Source organism: bacterium (assembly GCA_035559435.1).
Taxonomy (GTDB): domain Bacteria; phylum Zixibacteria; class MSB-5A5; order WJJR01; family WJJR01; genus JACQFV01.
The window spans coordinates 28,568-45,764 of record DATMBC010000017.1; the positions used below are offsets into that span (position 1 = coordinate 28,568).

The following is a 17,197-nucleotide window of genomic DNA, read 5'->3' on the forward strand; positions in this document are numbered from 1 at the left end:
ATGCGGATCGCGAACACTGACTCCGCCATGGGCGGGAACGACTACGGCGAGTACCGGATGGCCGAGGGGAAAACCTACGGCGTTCGTTCACCACGGGGATGATCCGTCCGAGCGAGGATGACTTCACCATGGACAAAAACGAGGTCCGGGATCCGCTCCGCGGCCGTTGGACCCAGCGGAGCGAATCGTACTTCAACTCGCTCATCCGCGAGCACAGCGTCGCGAGATCAACGCCGCCAGCGAATCGAGAGGGGCGGGAAGCATCCAGAATCCCTCTGACAGAACGACTGTGACAACACACAGCGCGGCGGATCGGAAGGTCGGACCCGGCAAATCATAACCTCAACGCAGAAAGCCTCCCGGAGGTTGTTCCGGACGGCGTTCGCTTCAACTGCAAAGTCGGGATGAACTACTTCCGCTTGTGCTTGCCGTCAGGCGAATGACTGAACCAGGCGGCGGGCACTTCCTGGCGGTGCATCCCCGGGCCCTCGACCAGCAGTACCAGACCACGTCCCCCCTTCTTCTGGAACATGCGCACCAGCAACGGATAGGTCCCGGCGCGCAGACCGATGGCGCCGCCGACTTCGCCCATGCCATGCAGACCATCGTTGTCGATGAGCACGGTGTCGGCCAGGGCAAGATCGCTGCCGTCATCGGAGCTGAGGAAAAAGTCATACAGTCCATCGATCGGGACAGTGATGTAGCCGCGCGCGGTGAGGCCGAATTCCTCTTCCCGCGCAAACGGCGGCAGGGTAACCGAATCGAGAACCGTTTGCCGCGCGGGCTTCAGGATTGCAAAGTCGGGGAGACTGTCCCAAGTACCTTCAAAATAGTCGCAGGCCAGGCCCGGCGCGGTCTTGGTCACCGTCACCGGCTCCTCGAAACCCAGAAGCGCATAGGTGGCTTGCGCCACATGCGCGTTGTCGGCTTGGTCCGAGAACGCCCGCGCCTTGACCGTGGTGGTGGCCGTCAGGGTGATGGGCCCGGCGTACAGCGGAGAAGATTCGGACGGGTCGCTGCCATCGAGCGTGTAGCGGAGTTCGACATCGGGCGACGGACTGGACAGCGAGACGACGAGACTGTCGACAAAGGCCGTGCGCGGCGCCGCGATGCGCGCAATGGTCGCGTTGGCCACATCATAGAGCGGAGCCGCCGGGCGAATGTCATCGTAGGCGGCGTCGGCGGCGGTCATCGCAAAGAGGCGCAAACGCGGATCGTCCGGCAGGGTGATGCGCCGGGCGCCCGGTGACAGCGGCAACCGCGCGTGATACAGGTAGGTGAACTGATACGCCTCGTTTTCACCGTGCGCGCTGTGACGGTGAGTCCCGTACCAGCCGACCGGCTGGCGCAGGATGTAAGCCGGCGCGATCAGCCCCGGCTCCTCCACCAGTCGTCCGGCCACCAGACGGCTGTCCCACTGGCCGATGTAGTCGGCATAATCCTGCACCCAGAAACTGGTGTCGCGTCCATCGATCCGGAATCTCGCTTCCGCGGGCCCGCCGACACTGGTCAGGAGCAGATGCAAACGGTTGTAATCACCGGCCGGCAGGTTTAATTCCTGACCACGGCAGACGACGACATTGAGCGCCCCGGCGGATTTCGGTCCGGTGACAAAAGGAATGTCGTGATCCAGCACCGTGTCTGGCAAAAGTTCGCCAGCAAGAGAGCGTCCGTTGTCGAAGTCGCCATCCCGACGGTCCGTATCAAGCGAAATCCCATCGAGGTCAAACGGCAATTCAATCGGGTGGCAACGCGGGGGCGCGACCGTCAGGGACTTGGGCGCGGCAACCCGAATGGCGAAGGCGCGCGGCTGATAGGCGCCCAGCGATGTCGTCAGGACCCCCTCGCGGACAACCGCCTCTCCGAGCGGTTCCTCGGCGCCGTTGACTTCCCGGGCGGCGACAATCGGGAAGGCGCAACGCACCCGCACATCGGGCGCGGCCAAGCCGGCGGTCTCGCGCAGACGAATCACGATCTCATCGCTTCGTTCCGCCGCCTTGACGCAGTTGAGATGCACCGTGCCGGGGCCGGACACAATGCGGCCATCGGAAGAGTAGGTTTCGACTTGGATCAACGCGAAGGGTGAGCGCGCCCCGGCGTGATTTTCGGTCTGGAAGGCGATCAATGGCTGATTGAAAGCGGCCGCGTGCGCCACCACCGCGCCCTCTCGCCAGTCGCCACGATGCCCGATGACCGCAAACGCCACGTGATGAGTGCCGATATCCTGCGATCGCTGATCGCCCACCCAGGACCAGGAGTCATAGACACCGGGTGTGTGAATCAATGACAGGCGCACGGTGTGCGAATCCGGGTGATCCCAGCCATAGCGGGAGTCGTTGAGAATCGCGACACCGTAGTCGCCGGTGGTCGAGGTCATGTCGGCCCACTGCTGACCGGGGACTTCGTAGAGTTTCGGATGATTCAGCCCCCGCTGAATCGTGCCCAGACCGATATCGTAGGTGACATGCTCATTGGGATGGGCCAGCTGGAAGGCCGCCTTCAGCAGGGTCTCCTTCTCGGCCCAATCAATATCGGCGTCGAACCGGACCATGTCGCCCGCGTCGCCTTCGGCCAGCGAGATGGTGGTGCGGAATTCCGACGGGCCCTGACGGCGGGTGATGCGGACGCTGGCGCGCACCGGCCCGTTCTCCATCACTTGCACCTGCGGTTCGCCGCCAACGACCGCGCGCGGCGGGGCCTGGATTTCATCGTAGTCGATTTCCCAGCTCGGCCAGGCGTTTGGCTTGTCGAAGAGCAGTTGCCACTCGATCGGGGCGGCGAGCAACTCGCGCTCGTGGCGCTTGTCAAAGATTGAGGCGACATCGCCGACAGCGTTCAATGTCACTCGGTAGCGGCGATTCTCCAGTGTCGTGGGTGTGGCGGATGCGCCGGTTGCCGGCAGAGGGGCTGCGGCGGGACGGACATCGTAGACGGCCAGGCCAACCGACGGGACACGTGCCGGGAAAAGAACATGCACCGTGTCACCGCTTCGCCCCAGCACCTGCGCCGGGACTTCGGCCCCCTGGGGGCCATAGATTCGGACCGCCGACGGCGCGCCGGCCGGGAAATGCACCGCCGCTTCGACCAAATCCTCGCGCGCAAAACCGACAGGGTTGTACACGACAACCGGCGCACCCTTGGCGCGGGTGTCGAGCACGGGACTGATGGCCTCGATCGCATGCTCAAGCATGCCGGCGAATCGGTTCTGCGTGAGGATCTCATCGTTCCAGGAGAATTGGTACGCCTCAGGGATGCTGGTGCCGGTCAGGTCATCATGGAACTGGTGCCAGAGGAAGCGCGTCCAGGTCGCTTCCAGCGCCGAGCGCGGGTATTGGATGCCGCCAAACAGCGAGCCGATCACCAGCGCCCGTTCGGCGGCGTCGGCGAGCTGTTCATTGCGGCGGTTCCAGCGTTTCATCGCCGCCTGCGAGGTGTAGCAGCCGACCCCGTGACGGGTCATCACCAACTCGCCATTGTAGCGCGGCAATCTGGTGCGGTCGGCCTGCGCGACGACATCCACGATGTCGCCGGGTGCGATGCTCTTCACCGCCAGTGGGCCATCGGAATCCAGCGAGCGGGCCAGCTGCGCCACGGAATTGGAGTCGGGCGCGCCGCCGGTGTCGCCGGTGCCGAAATACCGCAGCGCCGCCGCCAGCCCGGAGGATTTGCGCTGCGCCTCGGCGCGCGCAAGCCAAAGCGTGTCGCGCGTCAGGTCGCCTTCGATCCTGCTGACATACTCGCCCGGATTGACCGCCGCCACCAGCGATGAGCCGTCGACCCCTTCCCAGACACCGATATCAAACGGCGTCCCGATCCAGGAGCCCCAGGTGAGTTTTTGCGTCGAAAAACTCTTCAGGCCGCAGTGCGCCGCGATCGACGGCAGCGCGAAACCAAAGCCGAAGCAGTCGGGCAGATAGACGTCGTGGCTTTGGACGCCAAACTCCCGCTTGTAGAATCCGTTGCCATAGAGCGTGTGGCGCACCAGGGATTCGAACGACGGCAGATTGACATCGACCGCATCCACCCAACTGCCGGTCACGCGCCACTGGCCGGACCGGATGTACGGCCCCAGACGAGCGTAGAGGTCGGGGCGGTATTCCCGCAGCAGCTGGTAGCGGAAGGACCCTTCGAAGCTGAAGACATAACCGGGGTAGAGGTCCAGCAACCTGTAGTTGTCGGCGAAGGTGGCCGGCACATACTCGTTGATCGTCGTGCGGATGTCCCAGCGCCATTGCGTGTCCAGATGCGAGGTTCCGACCACATAGAGCATCGGCTTGTCGGCCGGTTGGGTCGTGCCCGGCGTCTGCGCGCGCGCCGCCACCGCCGCGACCAGCGCGATCGCCGCCAATGTCATGATCCATCGATTCATCTTGATCCCCTCCAGGGTATGCCGTGCATCAGGATTTGTCGCGCTCGGACGCAACCGTCGGACGGCGCAGAAAGCGCCAGCCGCGCGCCATGCCGCGGTGCTTCAGTTGATCGATCAGGACCGCCGCCAGAATGACCAGTCCCAAAACCACCTTTTGCGTGTAGCTCTCGACGTTGGTCAGATTCATGCCGTTCTGGATGACGCCGATGACCAGCGCGCCGATCAACGTACCGAGGACTCGTCCCTCGCCGCCGCTGAGACTGGCGCCGCCGACCACGACCGCGGCGATAACATTCAGCTCATAGCCCGCGCCGTAGGTCGGCGCCCCGCTTTTCAACTGCGACGCCATGATCACGCCGCCCAGCCCTGCCAGCGCGCCGCAGAGGGTGTAGACCGCATACTGGACGCGGTGGACGCGCACGCCCGCCAAACGCGCCGCTTCCGGATTGCCGCCGACGGCGTAGATGTAACGACCGAAAACGGTGCGCGTCATCACCAGGTGCGCGATCGCATAGAGCGCAATCATCAACAAAACCGCGTTCGGAATGCGCAGCAGCGGCTCGGTGCCGCGTCCCAGCCAGATGAAGCCATCGGGAATCTGGTAGAGGGGCAGCCCCTGCGAGATGATGTAAGCGACTCCGGCGCCGACCTGCATCATCGCCAGCGTGGCGATAAAGGGCGGAATACGAAAACCGGTGATCATCCAGGCGCTGAACGCGCCCGCCAGCCCGCAGACGACGATCGCGCCCAGCGAGGCGAAGATCATACCGCCGGTGGAGGCGGCGTTCCCGCCCAGGGCTTCGATGAACCAGGCAGTTAACACCGCCGACAGCGCGATCAGACTGCCCGCCGACAGGTCTATTCCGCCGGCGATGATGACCATGGTCATGCCGATCGCAATGATCGCGATCACCGCAATCTGATTGGCGACATTGCGCAGATTGTCGGCCAGAAGAAACGTGGGCCACCGCGACGGCGCCGGCGTTACCAGCGTCAGTGCCGCCGGCTCGGGCGCGCCCTGACGCAGTCCTTCCAGAATCGACCGCAGGGCCGCCGGCGCGGCGACCACTGCCGCCGACGCGCCCTGCCCCAGTCGCTCACGGATCGCGAATGGATCACCCAGAAGGGCACCGGCCACTCTCAGTCCGCGTGATTCCAGCAACGACCGCAAATGCGCGACGAACAGACTGTCCTCATGGGTGGCGCGTCCCACGATCAGCACGTCTTGTGCGGAGACATCCCGCGCCGCAAGCGACTCGGCCACCGCCGCGGCGCCGTCGGCGCCGGTCGGGTACTGATCGGCCACGGTGAGGATGGAGAAAAAGATGCCCAGAATGACGAGCACTCCGAGCATCCCATAATCGCTTAACAGCCCGACCAGACGGCCACGCCAGAGATGTGGAGGGCGAGCGTTCATCATCGAATCAGACGGCCAGCGCCATGATGGTTTCGGCGGAAGCCGTTTCGGTGTTGACGATTTCGCCGGCGATCTGACCGCGGCGCATGACCAGAATACGGTCGCACAATCCGAGCAATTCGGGGAATTCCGAGGAGATGACGACAATCGCCTTCCCCTGCGCCGCCAGCCGGCGAATCAGAAGGTACATCTCGTGCTTGGCGCCGACATCGATGCCGCGTGTCGGCTCATCGAAGATCAGGACGCGGGCGTTGGTTTCCAGCCAGCGCGCCACCAGGAGCTTCTGTTGATTGCCGCCCGAAAGGTCCCTTGCCGGTTGCGCCGGCGAACTGAGACGCAGCTTCAACTCGCCCGCCCGCGCGGAAAACCGCGCGCCTTCGCGCCCGCGGTCGATCCACCCCGCGCGTGACCACGCGGCCATGTTGCCCAGCGCGAAGTTGCCGAGCGCCGAGAGAGACAGAACCAGTCCCTGCGACTTGCGGTCCTCGGTCAGCAGGCAAAGACCGGCGGCGATGGCATCGCGGGGGTTTCGTATCCGCGCCGGTCGGCCGTCGATGATGATCTCGCCGGCTGTCATCGGATCGGCGCCGAAGACCAGCCGCGCCAATTCGCTGCGTCCGGCGCCGACCAGGCCGCCCAGCCCCAGCACTTCGCCGCGACGGACCGCAAACGAGATGTCGGAGACGCGCGCGCCGGTCAGGCGGCGCACCTCCAGCGCAATCTCTCCCGGATGCGAGTCACGCGGCGGGAACTCCTCGGCCAGCGACAGCCCGACCATCATCTCAATCAACGTGTCGCGATCCAGCGCGGCGGTGTCGCGCGACGGCACGGTCTGGCCGTCGCGCATGACGGTGACCCGATCGGAGAATGCGAGGATTTCCTCGAGCCGGTGACTGATGAAGATGATGCCGATGCCGCGCGCGGCCAGCTCGCGCAGGATGCCGGCCAGACGGCCCGCCTCATGTGGCGAGAGCGATGCCGTCGGCTCATCGAGGATGAGAATGCGGGCCTCGCGGATCAACGCGCGCCCGATCTCCACCAGCTGCTGATGCCCGATGCTCAGATCGCGCACCGGGGTCTCCAATGGCAGTTCGACGCCCAGCCGGTCGAGCACCGAACGGGCCAGCGCGCGTTCAGCGGCGGCATCGATGAAGCCGCGGCGCGGGGATTCCCGTCCCAGCAACAGGTTCTCGCGCACCGTGAGCGCGGGAACCAGTGAGAATTCCTGATAGATGGTGGCGATGCCGGCGGCGATGGCGTCGCCGGGGCGCCGGAATTGAATCGGGCGGCCCTCCAGCCGAATCTCCCCGGCGTCGGCGCTCTGCACACCGGTGATGATCTTGACCAACGTGCTCTTGCCGGCGCCGTTGGCGCCGAGGAGGGCGTGGATTTCCCCCGCGCGCAATTCAAACCCGGCGCCCCGCAGCGCGACCACGCCGGGGAAGGCCTTGTGGATGCCGGTGGCGCACAGGAGCGGCGCGCCGCTGTCAGCGATGGAGGATGAGCCCGTATATGCCTCGCGTGGCCGGCGCTACGACGCGCTGGCGGCGGTGAACAGATCGCAGGGCACCAGAACCTGCGGCGCGACGGCGGCGCCGGAGAAGTAGGCCCGGACCGCCTCGATGGTCTTCTGCCCGATCACGCGCGGCCGCTGGATCACATCGGCAACGATCTTGCCGGCCTGGATCGCCGCGCGCGCCTCGGGGACGGCATCGAAGCCGACCACACGCACACTGCCGAGTTTGCCCGCCTTTTCGATGGCCGCCAACGCGCCCAGGGCCGAATCGTCATTGATGCCAAAGATCCCATTCAGATCGGGATGCGCCTGCAGGATATCCTCGGTGGTTTTCATCGCCTGGTCTTTCATGCCGCGACCGGAGAGCTTGGCGACGATGCGCATGCCGGGATGTTTGGCCAGTTCCTCCTCGAAACCGCGCACGCGCTGGATGACCGACTCGACTTCGGGATGGTCGATGATCGCCACGTTCCCATGGCCGCCGAGCGCCTGCGCCAGCGCCTGAGCGGCCAACGCGCCGCCGGCGACGTTGTCGGAGGCCACATGTGAGACGATCCGCACACCCTCGGCGAGGCAGGCGATGTCGGCGGTGAAGACCGGAATGCCGGCGTCGTTGGCGGCCTTGACCGCGGTGCCGATCGATTTGGAGTCGCACGGCGCCACGATGATGGCGTCGACCTTGCGCACGATGAACTCGCCCAATTGATCCTTCTGGCGCGCGACATCGAACTCGCCGGCGGTGACAATCAGCGTGTAACCCGCCGCCGCGGCCGCGTCGGTCAAGCCCGCTTCGAGTTCCTGATAGAACGGATGAGTGCGGGTCAGAAGCGAGACGCCGATGGTGAAGTCCTTCTTCGCTTGCGACGACGGTTCGGGACCGCTTTTCCCGCAGCCGAGCACCAGGACGACCGCCACAACGGCCGTCAGCAGACCGGAGACCAATGCGCGCATTCTGTTCCTCCGTGATGGGGCGTCCGTCTGCCCGCGCAGACGAAGTATTCAGGCCAGGGAAACTAACTCACCTGCCGGGGTGTTTCAAGCGGCGGTTCAGCGGACGCGTGGGAAAAGCGCGCTGGCGGGCCCCGCTGGAGCGCGCCGCGGGTCTGGTGGTCACAACGACGCGGCTCTGTCAAGACCGGAACGCGGCGTCCGTGCGGAGAAGAAAAGTCGGGATTGAACCCGCCGCCGCGTTGGCGTAGTATGCGGGGCGGTCGCGACGCCGAACGACGGCGCGCGCAGACGCCCGATCCGGTATGGAATGCCAATTCCCCAAGCAAGCTGCATCGCTGGAGTCCATCTTCGAATTTGTCAGCGAATTGGCCAACCGGCACGGCGTATCCGCCGACATCACCCGCGAGATGCAATTCGCCATCGAAGAGATCTTCACCAACATGGTGCGATACAACACCGAAACGCACAACGATGTGACGATCGATGCCGACGTGGCCGACGGCGTCTTCCGTGTGACGCTGGCCGACCGCGACGTGCACTCCTTCGACCCAACGCAGCGTCCGCCGGTGGACACCGAGCGCCCCCCGCACGAACGCACACCCGGCGGCTTGGGAATTCATCTGGTGCGGCAGATGATGGATGATGTCCGTTACGAGTATGTCGACCGCACCGCGCGCATCACATTGATCAAACGTCTGGAGACCTGACCATGCTCAAGGTTGAACTGGCCGACAAATCCACCATCGTGCTTACCGGTCGATTCGACGCCTCCCAGGTGTCGCAGGCCGACCCGGTCTTCGACAGTCTGGAGGGCAACAGCGTGCTGGACTGCCGGGGCCTGGACTACATCTCCAGCGCTGGCATCGGCGTGGTTCTCGGCGCCTACAAACGATTGCACGAACAGGGGCACACCCTGACCATGATCAATGTCAACGACCACATCCGTCAGGTCTTCCGCTATGCGGGCCTGGACAAGATCATCAAGATGTAAGGTTGGCTTTGCCGGAGGCGTCATCTGGTCCGCGGCGCGGCTCCAATCTCCCTTGCCCCAACCCTGATTTCCTGCTATCCTGAGTTTCACTTGGCTCCGCCGATCCGCCATGAGGCCCCGCGTTGGCTGAGCGTCTAATGCTTTAAATGACAAGAGGTTAATGCTCGACCGATGATTCGAGTTGCTGAGACCGGATAAAAACAATCGCTTTTGACCAACCTTGCGATCGGATGGCTGTCATTATGTCGACGTTCGATGACCAGGCACTGGTGAGAAAGTGCCTTGCCGGCGAAACGGAGGCGTTCGGGGAATTGATCGATCGTCACCAACGGGCGCTGTTCAACACGGCCCTGCGGATGACGGGTGACAGCGAAGAAGCCGCCGACCTGACGCAGAGCGCCTTTGTCAAGGCCTACGAGAAGTTGGACAGTTATCGACCCGAGCACAAGTTCTTCAGCTGGATTTATCGGATTCTGGTGAACGAAACCATCAACGCGCTCAAACAGAGGAGACAACAGCAGGGATTGGACATGGAACCGGAATCGTCGGACCCGACGCCGGATGAACTGCACGAGACCAATGTCCGCAATCTTCGCATCGAGACGGCCCTGCGCGAGTTGTCCTTCGACTACCGGTTGGTGATTGTGTTGCGCTACTTCAACGATATGAGCTACCAGGAGATGAGCGAGATTCTCGCCGTGCCGGAGAAGACGGTCAAGTCGCGGCTTTACACGGCGCGTCAGAATCTGGCAACGATCCTGGGACGGATGGGAGTGGTGACGCCGTGATCGAAGAACGTCTCCTGCATCTGATTCACCGGGCGGCCGACAACGCGCTGTCCGAGCGCGAGCGGACCGAACTCGACCGCCGTCTGCAGGACTCACCCGAGGCGCGCCGGCTGTACGAACAGATTCTCGGATTGAAGGATCTGGCATCGGCGGTGCCATCGGTGGAGCCGCCGGCCGCGTTGAAGTCGCGCATCCTGGCGCAGATCGATCCGGCGCGGTATCGCCGGCGCACGGCCGATTCGCGGACGATCGCCGGCTGGATCGGCCATCTGTGGACGCCGCAACTGGCCTATGGTCTGGCGGCCGGGCTGATCCTCGGCATCGGGGTGGCGACGCTGACCCACAACGCGAGCGTCGACCCGTTGAACCCGCGGGACCTGTCCGGCACGATCCTGCGGCAGCAGCCATCGACGCTGTCGCGGATCGACGCCGACGCCTTCACCACCGGCCAGGCGACCGGCCGGCTGGCCGTGGACGCGGGCAATGGACTGACCTATGTCCAGATCGCGTTGGAATCGTCGTTGGAAGTCGCCGTGGTGCTGGAGTTTGACGAAAGCGCCTTGGTCGCCCGCGCCTACGAGCAACAGCAGCCGCAGGCGGGCAACATCACCGCCGCCCCCGGACGGATCACTGCCACCCACTTGGGACAGAATCGCTATCTCTTTGTGCTGGACCAGATTGCCGACACCGACCGGCCGCTGGTCTGCCGCATCGAATCCACCGGGCAGATCTACCAGCGCGAAATCCGCCTCCCTCGGCAGGGCGATTGAGCCACCAACCTTTTCCAACCGGAATTGTCATTATTACACTTCGAATGGGATTGAGAGCGACAGAAAGCGAGGAAAACGAAATGGCACAGAACAAGTCGAACGGCACGAAGTTCATCATCATCGGCGGCGTCGCCGTCGTGGCGGTGGTGGCGATCGTGCTTATCTCCGGCGTGTATCCGCCGGCCAAGGAAGATGTGTCGGGCACGATCGGGGTGGCGGAGCGCTACCGGACCGAGCAAATCACCGACGCGGACGTGAAGATCGAGGACGCGGGCGTGCAGGCGCTTCTGCAGGACGACGAGGTGATCGCCCTGTTGCAGAGCGCCGAGTTCCAGACGCTGGCCTCCACGCCGGGCGTGATTGAGCTGATGACGAGCCCGACCTTCGCGGAGCTGGCCAAGTCGCCGGTCTTTGCCGAACTGTCGCGCGATCCGCACTTTGCCGAACTGGCGAAGAGCCCGCAGTACGCCGAACTGATGAAGTCGCCGATTTACGTCGACCTGGCCAAGAACCCGCAGATGTTGGAGCTGGCCAAGAGCCCGATCCTGATGGAGCTGGCGAAGGTGCCGACCTACGCCGAACTCTCCGCCAAGCCCCAGTGGGTGGAGCTGGCCAAGAATCCGCAGATGGCTGAGTTGATCCGCGACCCGAAGTTCGCCGAGCTGGCGCGTGTCCCGAACGTCGTCGAGTTGTCGTCCAACCCGCAGTTCGCCGAACTGATGAAACAGCCGCAGTATGCCGAGCTTTCCAAGCAGCCGGCGCTGATCGAACTGGCCAAGACCCCGCTTCTGATCGAACTGGCCAAAGTTCCGGCCTTCGTCGAGCTGGCCAAGCAGCCGTCGCTGATGGAGCTGGCTTCGCGTCCGGGCATCATGGAACTGGCGAAGAACCCGACGCTCGCCGAGCTGGCCCGTCAGCCGCAGTACGCCGAGCTGATCACCAAGCCCGGCTACGCCGAACTGATGAAGTCGCCCAGCTACCTCGAGTTGGCCAAGAAGCCGGTCTTCATCGACCTGGCCACCAACCCGAAGTTCGCCGACCTGATGAAGAAGCCGGAATTCATCGACCTGGCCACCAATCCCAAGTTCGCCGATCTGGCCAGCAACCCGAAGTTCATGGAGCTGGTCATGCGCTCTGAGTAATCGGATTAGGGACGACCCGGAAACCACGGCGGGACGCGGTCGACATTGACCGCGTCCCGCCTTTCGTTGTTCCTTACCGTCCGATGAAGACTCACCGTGTCCTCTTTCCGCTGGCGGCGCTCCTGATGATCGGGGCCGCCGCCACGCCCGTGCGGGCCGGTCTGCGCTACATGGAGACCGCCCACCTGCGGCTGGTGTACGTCGATGGCCTCCACTCGTTTCTCGCCCCACACGCGGTCCGTTGCTTCGAGAATTCCTACAACTTCCACGTGAACCTCTGGGGCCACGAACTGGACGGGAAGACCAATGTCTTCCTGCACGATCTCGGCGATCAGGCCAACGGCGGGGCCAAGAACATCCCGCGCAACATGATCATCGCCGCCATCGCGCCGTTCAACTACGCCTACGAGACGATGCCCGCCAACGAGCGCATCAACACCATCATGAATCACGAGGTGGCGCACCTCTACACGATGGACCGTCCCGGCGCCTGGGACCGCTTCTTCCGCGCCGTCTTCTTCGGCAAGCCGGAGCCGATCGCCGAGCAGCCGGTCACCATCCTGTACGACTATCTCACCTCACCGCGGCGCTCGGCGCCGCGCTGGTACCAGGAAGGCATCGCGGTCTTCCTCGAAACATGGATGGCGGGCGGGTATGGCCGCGCGTTGGGTTCCTACGATGAAATGGTCTTCCGGACCATGGTCCATGACGGCGCGCGCTTCTACGACCCCGTTGGCCTTGAGTCGGAGGCCACGCGGAAGGATTTCCACGTCGGCGTCAATTCGTACCTCTACGGCACCCGCTTCATGAGCTACCTGGCGTTGCAGCACGGTCCGGAGAAGGTGATGGAGTGGGTCAATCGCGCCGCGGGCAGCCGGGCCTACTTCATGGCGCAATTCCGCCGGGTCTTCGGCCAGTCGCTCGACGATGCCTGGCGCGACTGGATCGCCTATGAACGGGATTTCCAGGCGGCCAATCTGGCGCGGGTGCGCGAATACCCGGTGACGCCCCACCGCGATCTCTCCGACATGGCGCTGGGCTCGATGTCGCGCGCCTTTCTCGATCCCGCCTCGCGGACCTTGTACGCGGCGGTCAACTACCCGGGACGCATCGCCCACATCGCCGCGATCAACATCGACGACGGAAAAAGCGAACGGCTCTGCGATGTCAAGGGCGCCTCGCTCTACTACGCCAGCTCGACCGCTTACGACCCCCGGTCGCACACGCTCTTCTACACCGCGGACAACTACGGCTGGCGCGACCTGTGCGCCGTCAACACGCAGACCCGCGAACGCCAAACCCTGATGAAGGACGCCCGCATCGGCGACCTGGCCTTCAACCGCGTCGACAGCTCGCTGTGGGGGGTGCGTCATTTCAACGGCATGTCGACGGTGGTGCGCATCCCGTTTCCCTACCGCGAATGGAAGACGGTCTACGCCTGGCCTTACGGGCGGGACATCTATGACCTGGATATCTCGCCCGATGGACGGCTGCTCGCCGCGTCGCTGGCCTATGTCTCAGGGCGGCAGACGCTGATCCTGATGCGCACCGATTCCCTGCTGGCCGGCGACACGTCGCACGTCGAGCTGTACGACTTCCACAACACCATCCCGCAGAGTTTCATCTTTTCGGAGGATGGCCGCTATCTCTACGGATCCTCGTACTTCACCGGCGTGTCGAACGTCTTCCGTTACGATCTGAAAGTCGACTCGATGGATGCCATGTCCAACGCCGAGACGGGATTCTTCCGCCCGCTGCCGGTCGGCGCCGATTCCGCCATTGTGTTCCGCTACACCGCCGCCGGGTTTGTGCCCGCGATGGTCCCGTTGCGTCCCTTGCAGGACGTGAACGCGATCGACTACTTCGGGCAACAGATTGTGGAGCGGCATCCCGTCGTGACGGAGTGGCTGGCGGGGTCGCCGGGGCGGATCGACGTGGACTCAGTGGTGATTAAACGCGGGGACTATCGCATCGCCACCAGTTGGAATCTGATGTCGCTCTATCCGGTGGTCGAGGGATTCAAGACCACGACCGCCGGCGGTCTGCGGCTCAATTTCGCCGACCATCTTGGACTGCATCAGGCCGATCTGACGGTGTCGTATTCGCCGGAAGAAAACCTGCCGCGCGACGAACGCTGGCATGTCGGCGCGCACTACTCGTATGGCGCCTGGGACGCCCGCTTCACTTACAACAAGGCCGACTTCTACGACCTGTTCGGCCCGACCAAGACCAGCCGCCGCGGCTACTCCGGCATGCTGGAGCACTCACACTCGCTGCTCTACGACGAGCCGCGGGTGATGGACCTGACCGTCGGCGCCGCCGGGTACTGGGATCTGGAACGCCTGCCCGATTATCAAAACGTCGCCGCGGCCTTCGACGAACTCTACACCGCCTGGATCGATCTGCACTATGAGAACATGACCACGTCGCTGGGGGCGGTCGAGCAGGAAAAAGGGATCCAGTGGACGCTCTCTCCCAGCGGGGCCTATGTGAACGACGATTTCTACCCCGCGGCGGTCGGTCGTCTTGACGGTGGATTGCCGATCTTGATTCCGCATTCGTCGCTCTGGGTGCGCACGGCCGCCGGCATGGCCCCGGACAAGAAGGACGATCCGTTTGCCAATTTCTATTTCGGCGGCTTCGGCAACAACTGGGTCGACCACGGTAAGGTGAAGCGCTACCGCGAGTGGTACAGCTTCCCCGGTCTGGCGCTCAACGAGGTCGGGGGCACCAACTTCGTGCGCGTCATGGCCGATTGGAACCTGCCGCCTCTGCGATTCCGTCGCCTCGGATTCCCGGCGCTTTACTGCGCCTGGGCGCGGGCCTCGATTTTCTCCTCGGCGCTGGTCACCAATCTTGACGTCTCCGACGCGCGCGTCGAGGTCGGCAACATCGGCGCGCAGCTGGACCTGCAATTCCAACTGCTGTCGCAGTTGAAACTGACCTTCTCTGTCGGCTACGCCCGCGCTTACCGCAAGGACCGGCGCGGATCAGATGAGACGATGGTCTCGCTGAAGGTCCTATGATCGAACTGCTCAAGACGGGTGTCAGTCTGTTGCCGGTGCTGATCTTCCTGGCGCTGCTGATCCTGCTGGACAGTTACAAACTGGTCGCCAAGCAACTGGTGGCGGCGACGATCGTAGCCGGCGCGGCGGCGGCGGCGCTGTGCGCCCCGGTCAACGCCCTCCTGGTGCAGACTCTCCCCGGCGGCGCTGCGGTCTACTCACGCTACCTGGCGCCAATCGTCGAGGAGAGCGTCAAGACAATCCCCCTCGTCGTGCTGTTCCGCGGCAACCGTGTCGGCTTCATGGTTGACGCCGCCATCTATGGGTTCGCGGTCGGCGCGGGGTTCTCGCTGGTGGAGAATGTCTTCTATCTGTTCAGCCTCAAGAGCGCCAATGTGGTGGTGTGGATCATCCGCGGTTTCGGCACCGCCGCCATGCACGCCGCCACCATGGCGATGCTGGCGGTCATCACCAAGACCCTGATTGATCGCCGCGGCCGTCTTGTCGGGTGGGCGTTCCTCCCCGGCCTGCTGTTGGCGATCGCCACGCACTCGCTGTTTAATCACTTCATCCTCTCCCCCACCCTGTCCACCGTGCTGCTCATGGTCCTTTTGCCGCTTTTGGTCGTGCTTGTCTTTCAGCGCAGCGAGAAGGCCACCGAGGAGTGGTTGGGCGTGGGCTTTGACGCCGATCAGGATCTGATGGGTCAGTTGTCCACCGGCGAGTTTTCGCAGACGCGCATCGGACAGTACCTGCACACCCTGCAGGCGCATTTTCCACCCGCGGTGGTCGTGGATATGTTCTGCCTGTTGCGCATCCGCACCGAGCTGGCCCTGCGCGCCAAGGGCGTGGTGATGATGCGTCAGGCGGGCATCGATGTGCCCCCCGATCCCGAACTGCGGGAGAAATTCGAAGAGATGGCCTTCCTCGAACGCAGCATCGGCAAGACCGGGATGCTGGCCATGCGTCCCTTCCTGCACACCTCCACCCGCGACCTCTGGCAGTTAACCACGATCAAGTAGAACCAGGCGGGTTTTCCACATTCTCCCGGCGCGCCACCTTTTCGCTGGTAAAGCGGAGGAAACTCGTGTATTCTCCCGGCTCGGAAAGAATGAAGTCGGCGGTCCTGCCGGTTTATCGCGACGATGCGCACACGCCCTGAGTCGATCCTCGTCCTTGCGGATGGCCGCCACTTTCGCGGCCATGGATTCGGCGCCCGACGGACGGTGATCGGCGAAGTGGTGTTCAACACCGCCATCACCGGCTACCAGGAAATCCTCACCGATCCCTCGTACTGCGGCCAGTTGGTCTGCATGACCCAACCGCACATCGGCGTCTATGGGATCAACGACGACGACATCGAAAGCCACGACCGCCGCATCTGGGCCTCGGGGCTGATCGTGCGCGAACTCTCGGAGATTGCCTCCAATCGCCGCGCGACCATGACGCTCTCCGACTACCTCGAACGGCACAACATCGCCGGGCTGACCGGGATCGACACCCGCGCGCTTACGCGGCACATCCGCGACCGCGGCGCGATGGTCGGCGCGATCGCCCCGGCCGAGGCCGCCATCGAGGACCTGCTCCCGCAGTTGGCGCAGTGGGGCACCATGGAAGGCAAGTCACTGGTGGGGGCGGTCAGTTGTGATGCGCCCTACACCATTCCCGCCCTCGGGCCCGAGCGTTTCCGCGTGGCGGCCTACGATTGCGGCGCCAAGCAGAACATCTTCCGTGAGATGGCGCGGCGCGGGATCACGGTCACGGTCTATCCCGACAACACGCCCGCGGCGACCCTGGCCGCCGGCAATCCCGACGGCTACTTTATCTCCAATGGCCCCGGCGATCCGGCCGCCTGCGGCGACGCGGTCGCCAATGTGCGCGCGGTTTTGGGCACCCGCCCGGTCATGGGCATCTGCCTGGGCCATCAGCTGATGGCGCTGGCGATCGGGGCGCGGACCTACAAACTCCCCTTCGGCCACCATGGCGCCAATCATCCGGTCAAGGACACCACCACCGACCGTATCGAAATCACCTCGCAGAACCACGGCTTCGCGGTCGAGGAACACTCGCTCATCGACGCCGGCGGTGAAATCACCCACATCAATCTCAACGACGGTTCCATTGAAGGATTCGAATTGCCGGATCGCAAGGCCTTCTGTGTGCAGTACCATCCCGAGGCCGCGCCCGGCCCCCACGACGCCGGTTATCTCTTCGACCGCTTTGTCCGGTTGCTGGAGCGCGGATAGCC

General features: G+C 64.1%; 12 protein-coding genes. 8 read left to right on the forward strand and 4 right to left on the reverse strand.

Annotated features, from left to right (window positions below; all coding sequences use genetic code 11):
• Positions 1-409: 409 nt before the first annotated feature.
• The 4 genes from VNN55_01360 to VNN55_01375 all read right to left on the reverse strand — a co-directional run bounded on the left by VNN55_01360 (position 410) and on the right by VNN55_01375 (position 8,253).
• Positions 410-4,369, reverse strand: a complete 3,960-nt coding sequence (locus tag VNN55_01360; protein HWO56191.1) for a glycoside hydrolase family 38 C-terminal domain-containing protein — start codon at positions 4,367-4,369, stop codon at positions 410-412.
• A gap of 28 nt (positions 4,370-4,397) precedes the next feature.
• On the reverse strand, positions 4,398-5,786 hold the full coding sequence (locus VNN55_01365) for an ABC transporter permease (protein ID HWO56192.1): 1,389 nt from the start codon (positions 5,784-5,786) through the stop codon (positions 4,398-4,400).
• Between the two features lie 7 nt (positions 5,787-5,793).
• Positions 5,794-7,221, reverse strand: coding sequence for a sugar ABC transporter ATP-binding protein (locus VNN55_01370; protein HWO56193.1), 1,428 nt, complete (start codon positions 7,219-7,221; stop codon positions 5,794-5,796).
• 96 nt (positions 7,222-7,317) lie between these two features.
• Positions 7,318-8,253 carry a substrate-binding domain-containing protein gene (locus VNN55_01375; GenBank protein HWO56194.1) on the reverse strand — a complete coding sequence of 312 codons (936 nt, stop codon included), beginning with the start codon at positions 8,251-8,253 and terminating at the stop codon, positions 7,318-7,320.
• Between the two features lie 302 nt (positions 8,254-8,555).
• Here VNN55_01375 and VNN55_01380 point away from each other — a divergent pair, with 302 nt between their 5' ends.
• The 8 genes from VNN55_01380 (at position 8,556) to carA (ending at position 17,195) form a co-directional block, all read left to right on the forward strand.
• Positions 8,556-8,960 carry an ATP-binding protein gene (locus VNN55_01380; protein HWO56195.1) on the forward strand — a complete coding sequence of 135 codons (405 nt, stop codon included), beginning with the start codon at positions 8,556-8,558 and terminating at the stop codon, positions 8,958-8,960.
• Positions 8,961-8,962: 2 nt separating this feature from the next.
• Positions 8,963-9,244 carry an STAS domain-containing protein gene (locus tag VNN55_01385; GenBank protein HWO56196.1) on the forward strand — a complete coding sequence of 94 codons (282 nt, stop codon included), beginning with the start codon at positions 8,963-8,965 and terminating at the stop codon, positions 9,242-9,244.
• 242 nt (positions 9,245-9,486) lie between these two features.
• Positions 9,487-10,032 carry a sigma-70 family RNA polymerase sigma factor gene (locus VNN55_01390; GenBank protein ID HWO56197.1) on the forward strand — a complete coding sequence of 182 codons (546 nt, stop codon included), beginning with the start codon at positions 9,487-9,489 and terminating at the stop codon, positions 10,030-10,032.
• Positions 10,029-10,802, forward strand: a complete 774-nt coding sequence (locus VNN55_01395; protein ID HWO56198.1) for a hypothetical protein — start codon at positions 10,029-10,031, stop codon at positions 10,800-10,802. The genes VNN55_01390 and VNN55_01395 overlap by 4 nt, the downstream gene beginning before the upstream one ends.
• Before the next feature lie 80 nt (positions 10,803-10,882).
• A complete protein-coding gene (locus VNN55_01400; GenBank protein ID HWO56199.1) occupies positions 10,883-11,944 on the forward strand; it encodes a hypothetical protein in 1,062 nt (353 codons plus the stop codon).
• A gap of 83 nt (positions 11,945-12,027) precedes the next feature.
• Complete coding sequence (locus tag VNN55_01405; GenBank protein ID HWO56200.1) at positions 12,028-14,970, forward strand: hypothetical protein; 2,943 nt, start codon at positions 12,028-12,030, stop codon at positions 14,968-14,970.
• The gene (locus tag VNN55_01410; protein ID HWO56201.1) at positions 14,967-15,971 is read left to right on the forward strand and encodes a PrsW family glutamic-type intramembrane protease; all 1,005 of its coding nucleotides are present in this window, start codon (positions 14,967-14,969) and stop codon (positions 15,969-15,971) included. Before VNN55_01405 ends, VNN55_01410 begins: the two co-directional genes overlap by 4 nt.
• A gap of 123 nt (positions 15,972-16,094) precedes the next feature.
• Entirely contained in the window at positions 16,095-17,195 is a 1,101-nt protein-coding gene (gene carA, locus VNN55_01415) for a glutamine-hydrolyzing carbamoyl-phosphate synthase small subunit (GenBank protein HWO56202.1), read from the forward strand.
• Positions 17,196-17,197 lie beyond the last annotated feature (2 nt).

Coding starts and splice junctions, on each gene's coding strand:
- VNN55_01360 (HWO56191.1), bottom strand. CDS start 4,369: ATGAATCGATGGATCATGACATTGGCGGCGATCGCGCTGGTCGCGGCG.
- VNN55_01400 (HWO56199.1), top strand. CDS start 10,883: ATGGCACAGAACAAGTCGAACGGCACGAAGTTCATCATCATCGGCGGC.
- VNN55_01390 (HWO56197.1), top strand. CDS start 9,487: ATGTCGACGTTCGATGACCAGGCACTGGTGAGAAAGTGCCTTGCCGGC.
- VNN55_01380 (HWO56195.1), top strand. CDS start 8,556: ATGGAATGCCAATTCCCCAAGCAAGCTGCATCGCTGGAGTCCATCTTC.
- carA (HWO56202.1), top strand. CDS start 16,095: ATGCGCACACGCCCTGAGTCGATCCTCGTCCTTGCGGATGGCCGCCAC.
- VNN55_01405 (HWO56200.1), top strand. CDS start 12,028: ATGAAGACTCACCGTGTCCTCTTTCCGCTGGCGGCGCTCCTGATGATC.
- VNN55_01375 (HWO56194.1), bottom strand. CDS start 8,253: ATGCGCGCATTGGTCTCCGGTCTGCTGACGGCCGTTGTGGCGGTCGTC.
- VNN55_01365 (HWO56192.1), bottom strand. CDS start 5,786: ATGAACGCTCGCCCTCCACATCTCTGGCGTGGCCGTCTGGTCGGGCTG.
- VNN55_01410 (HWO56201.1), top strand. CDS start 14,967: ATGATCGAACTGCTCAAGACGGGTGTCAGTCTGTTGCCGGTGCTGATC.
- VNN55_01385 (HWO56196.1), top strand. CDS start 8,963: ATGCTCAAGGTTGAACTGGCCGACAAATCCACCATCGTGCTTACCGGT.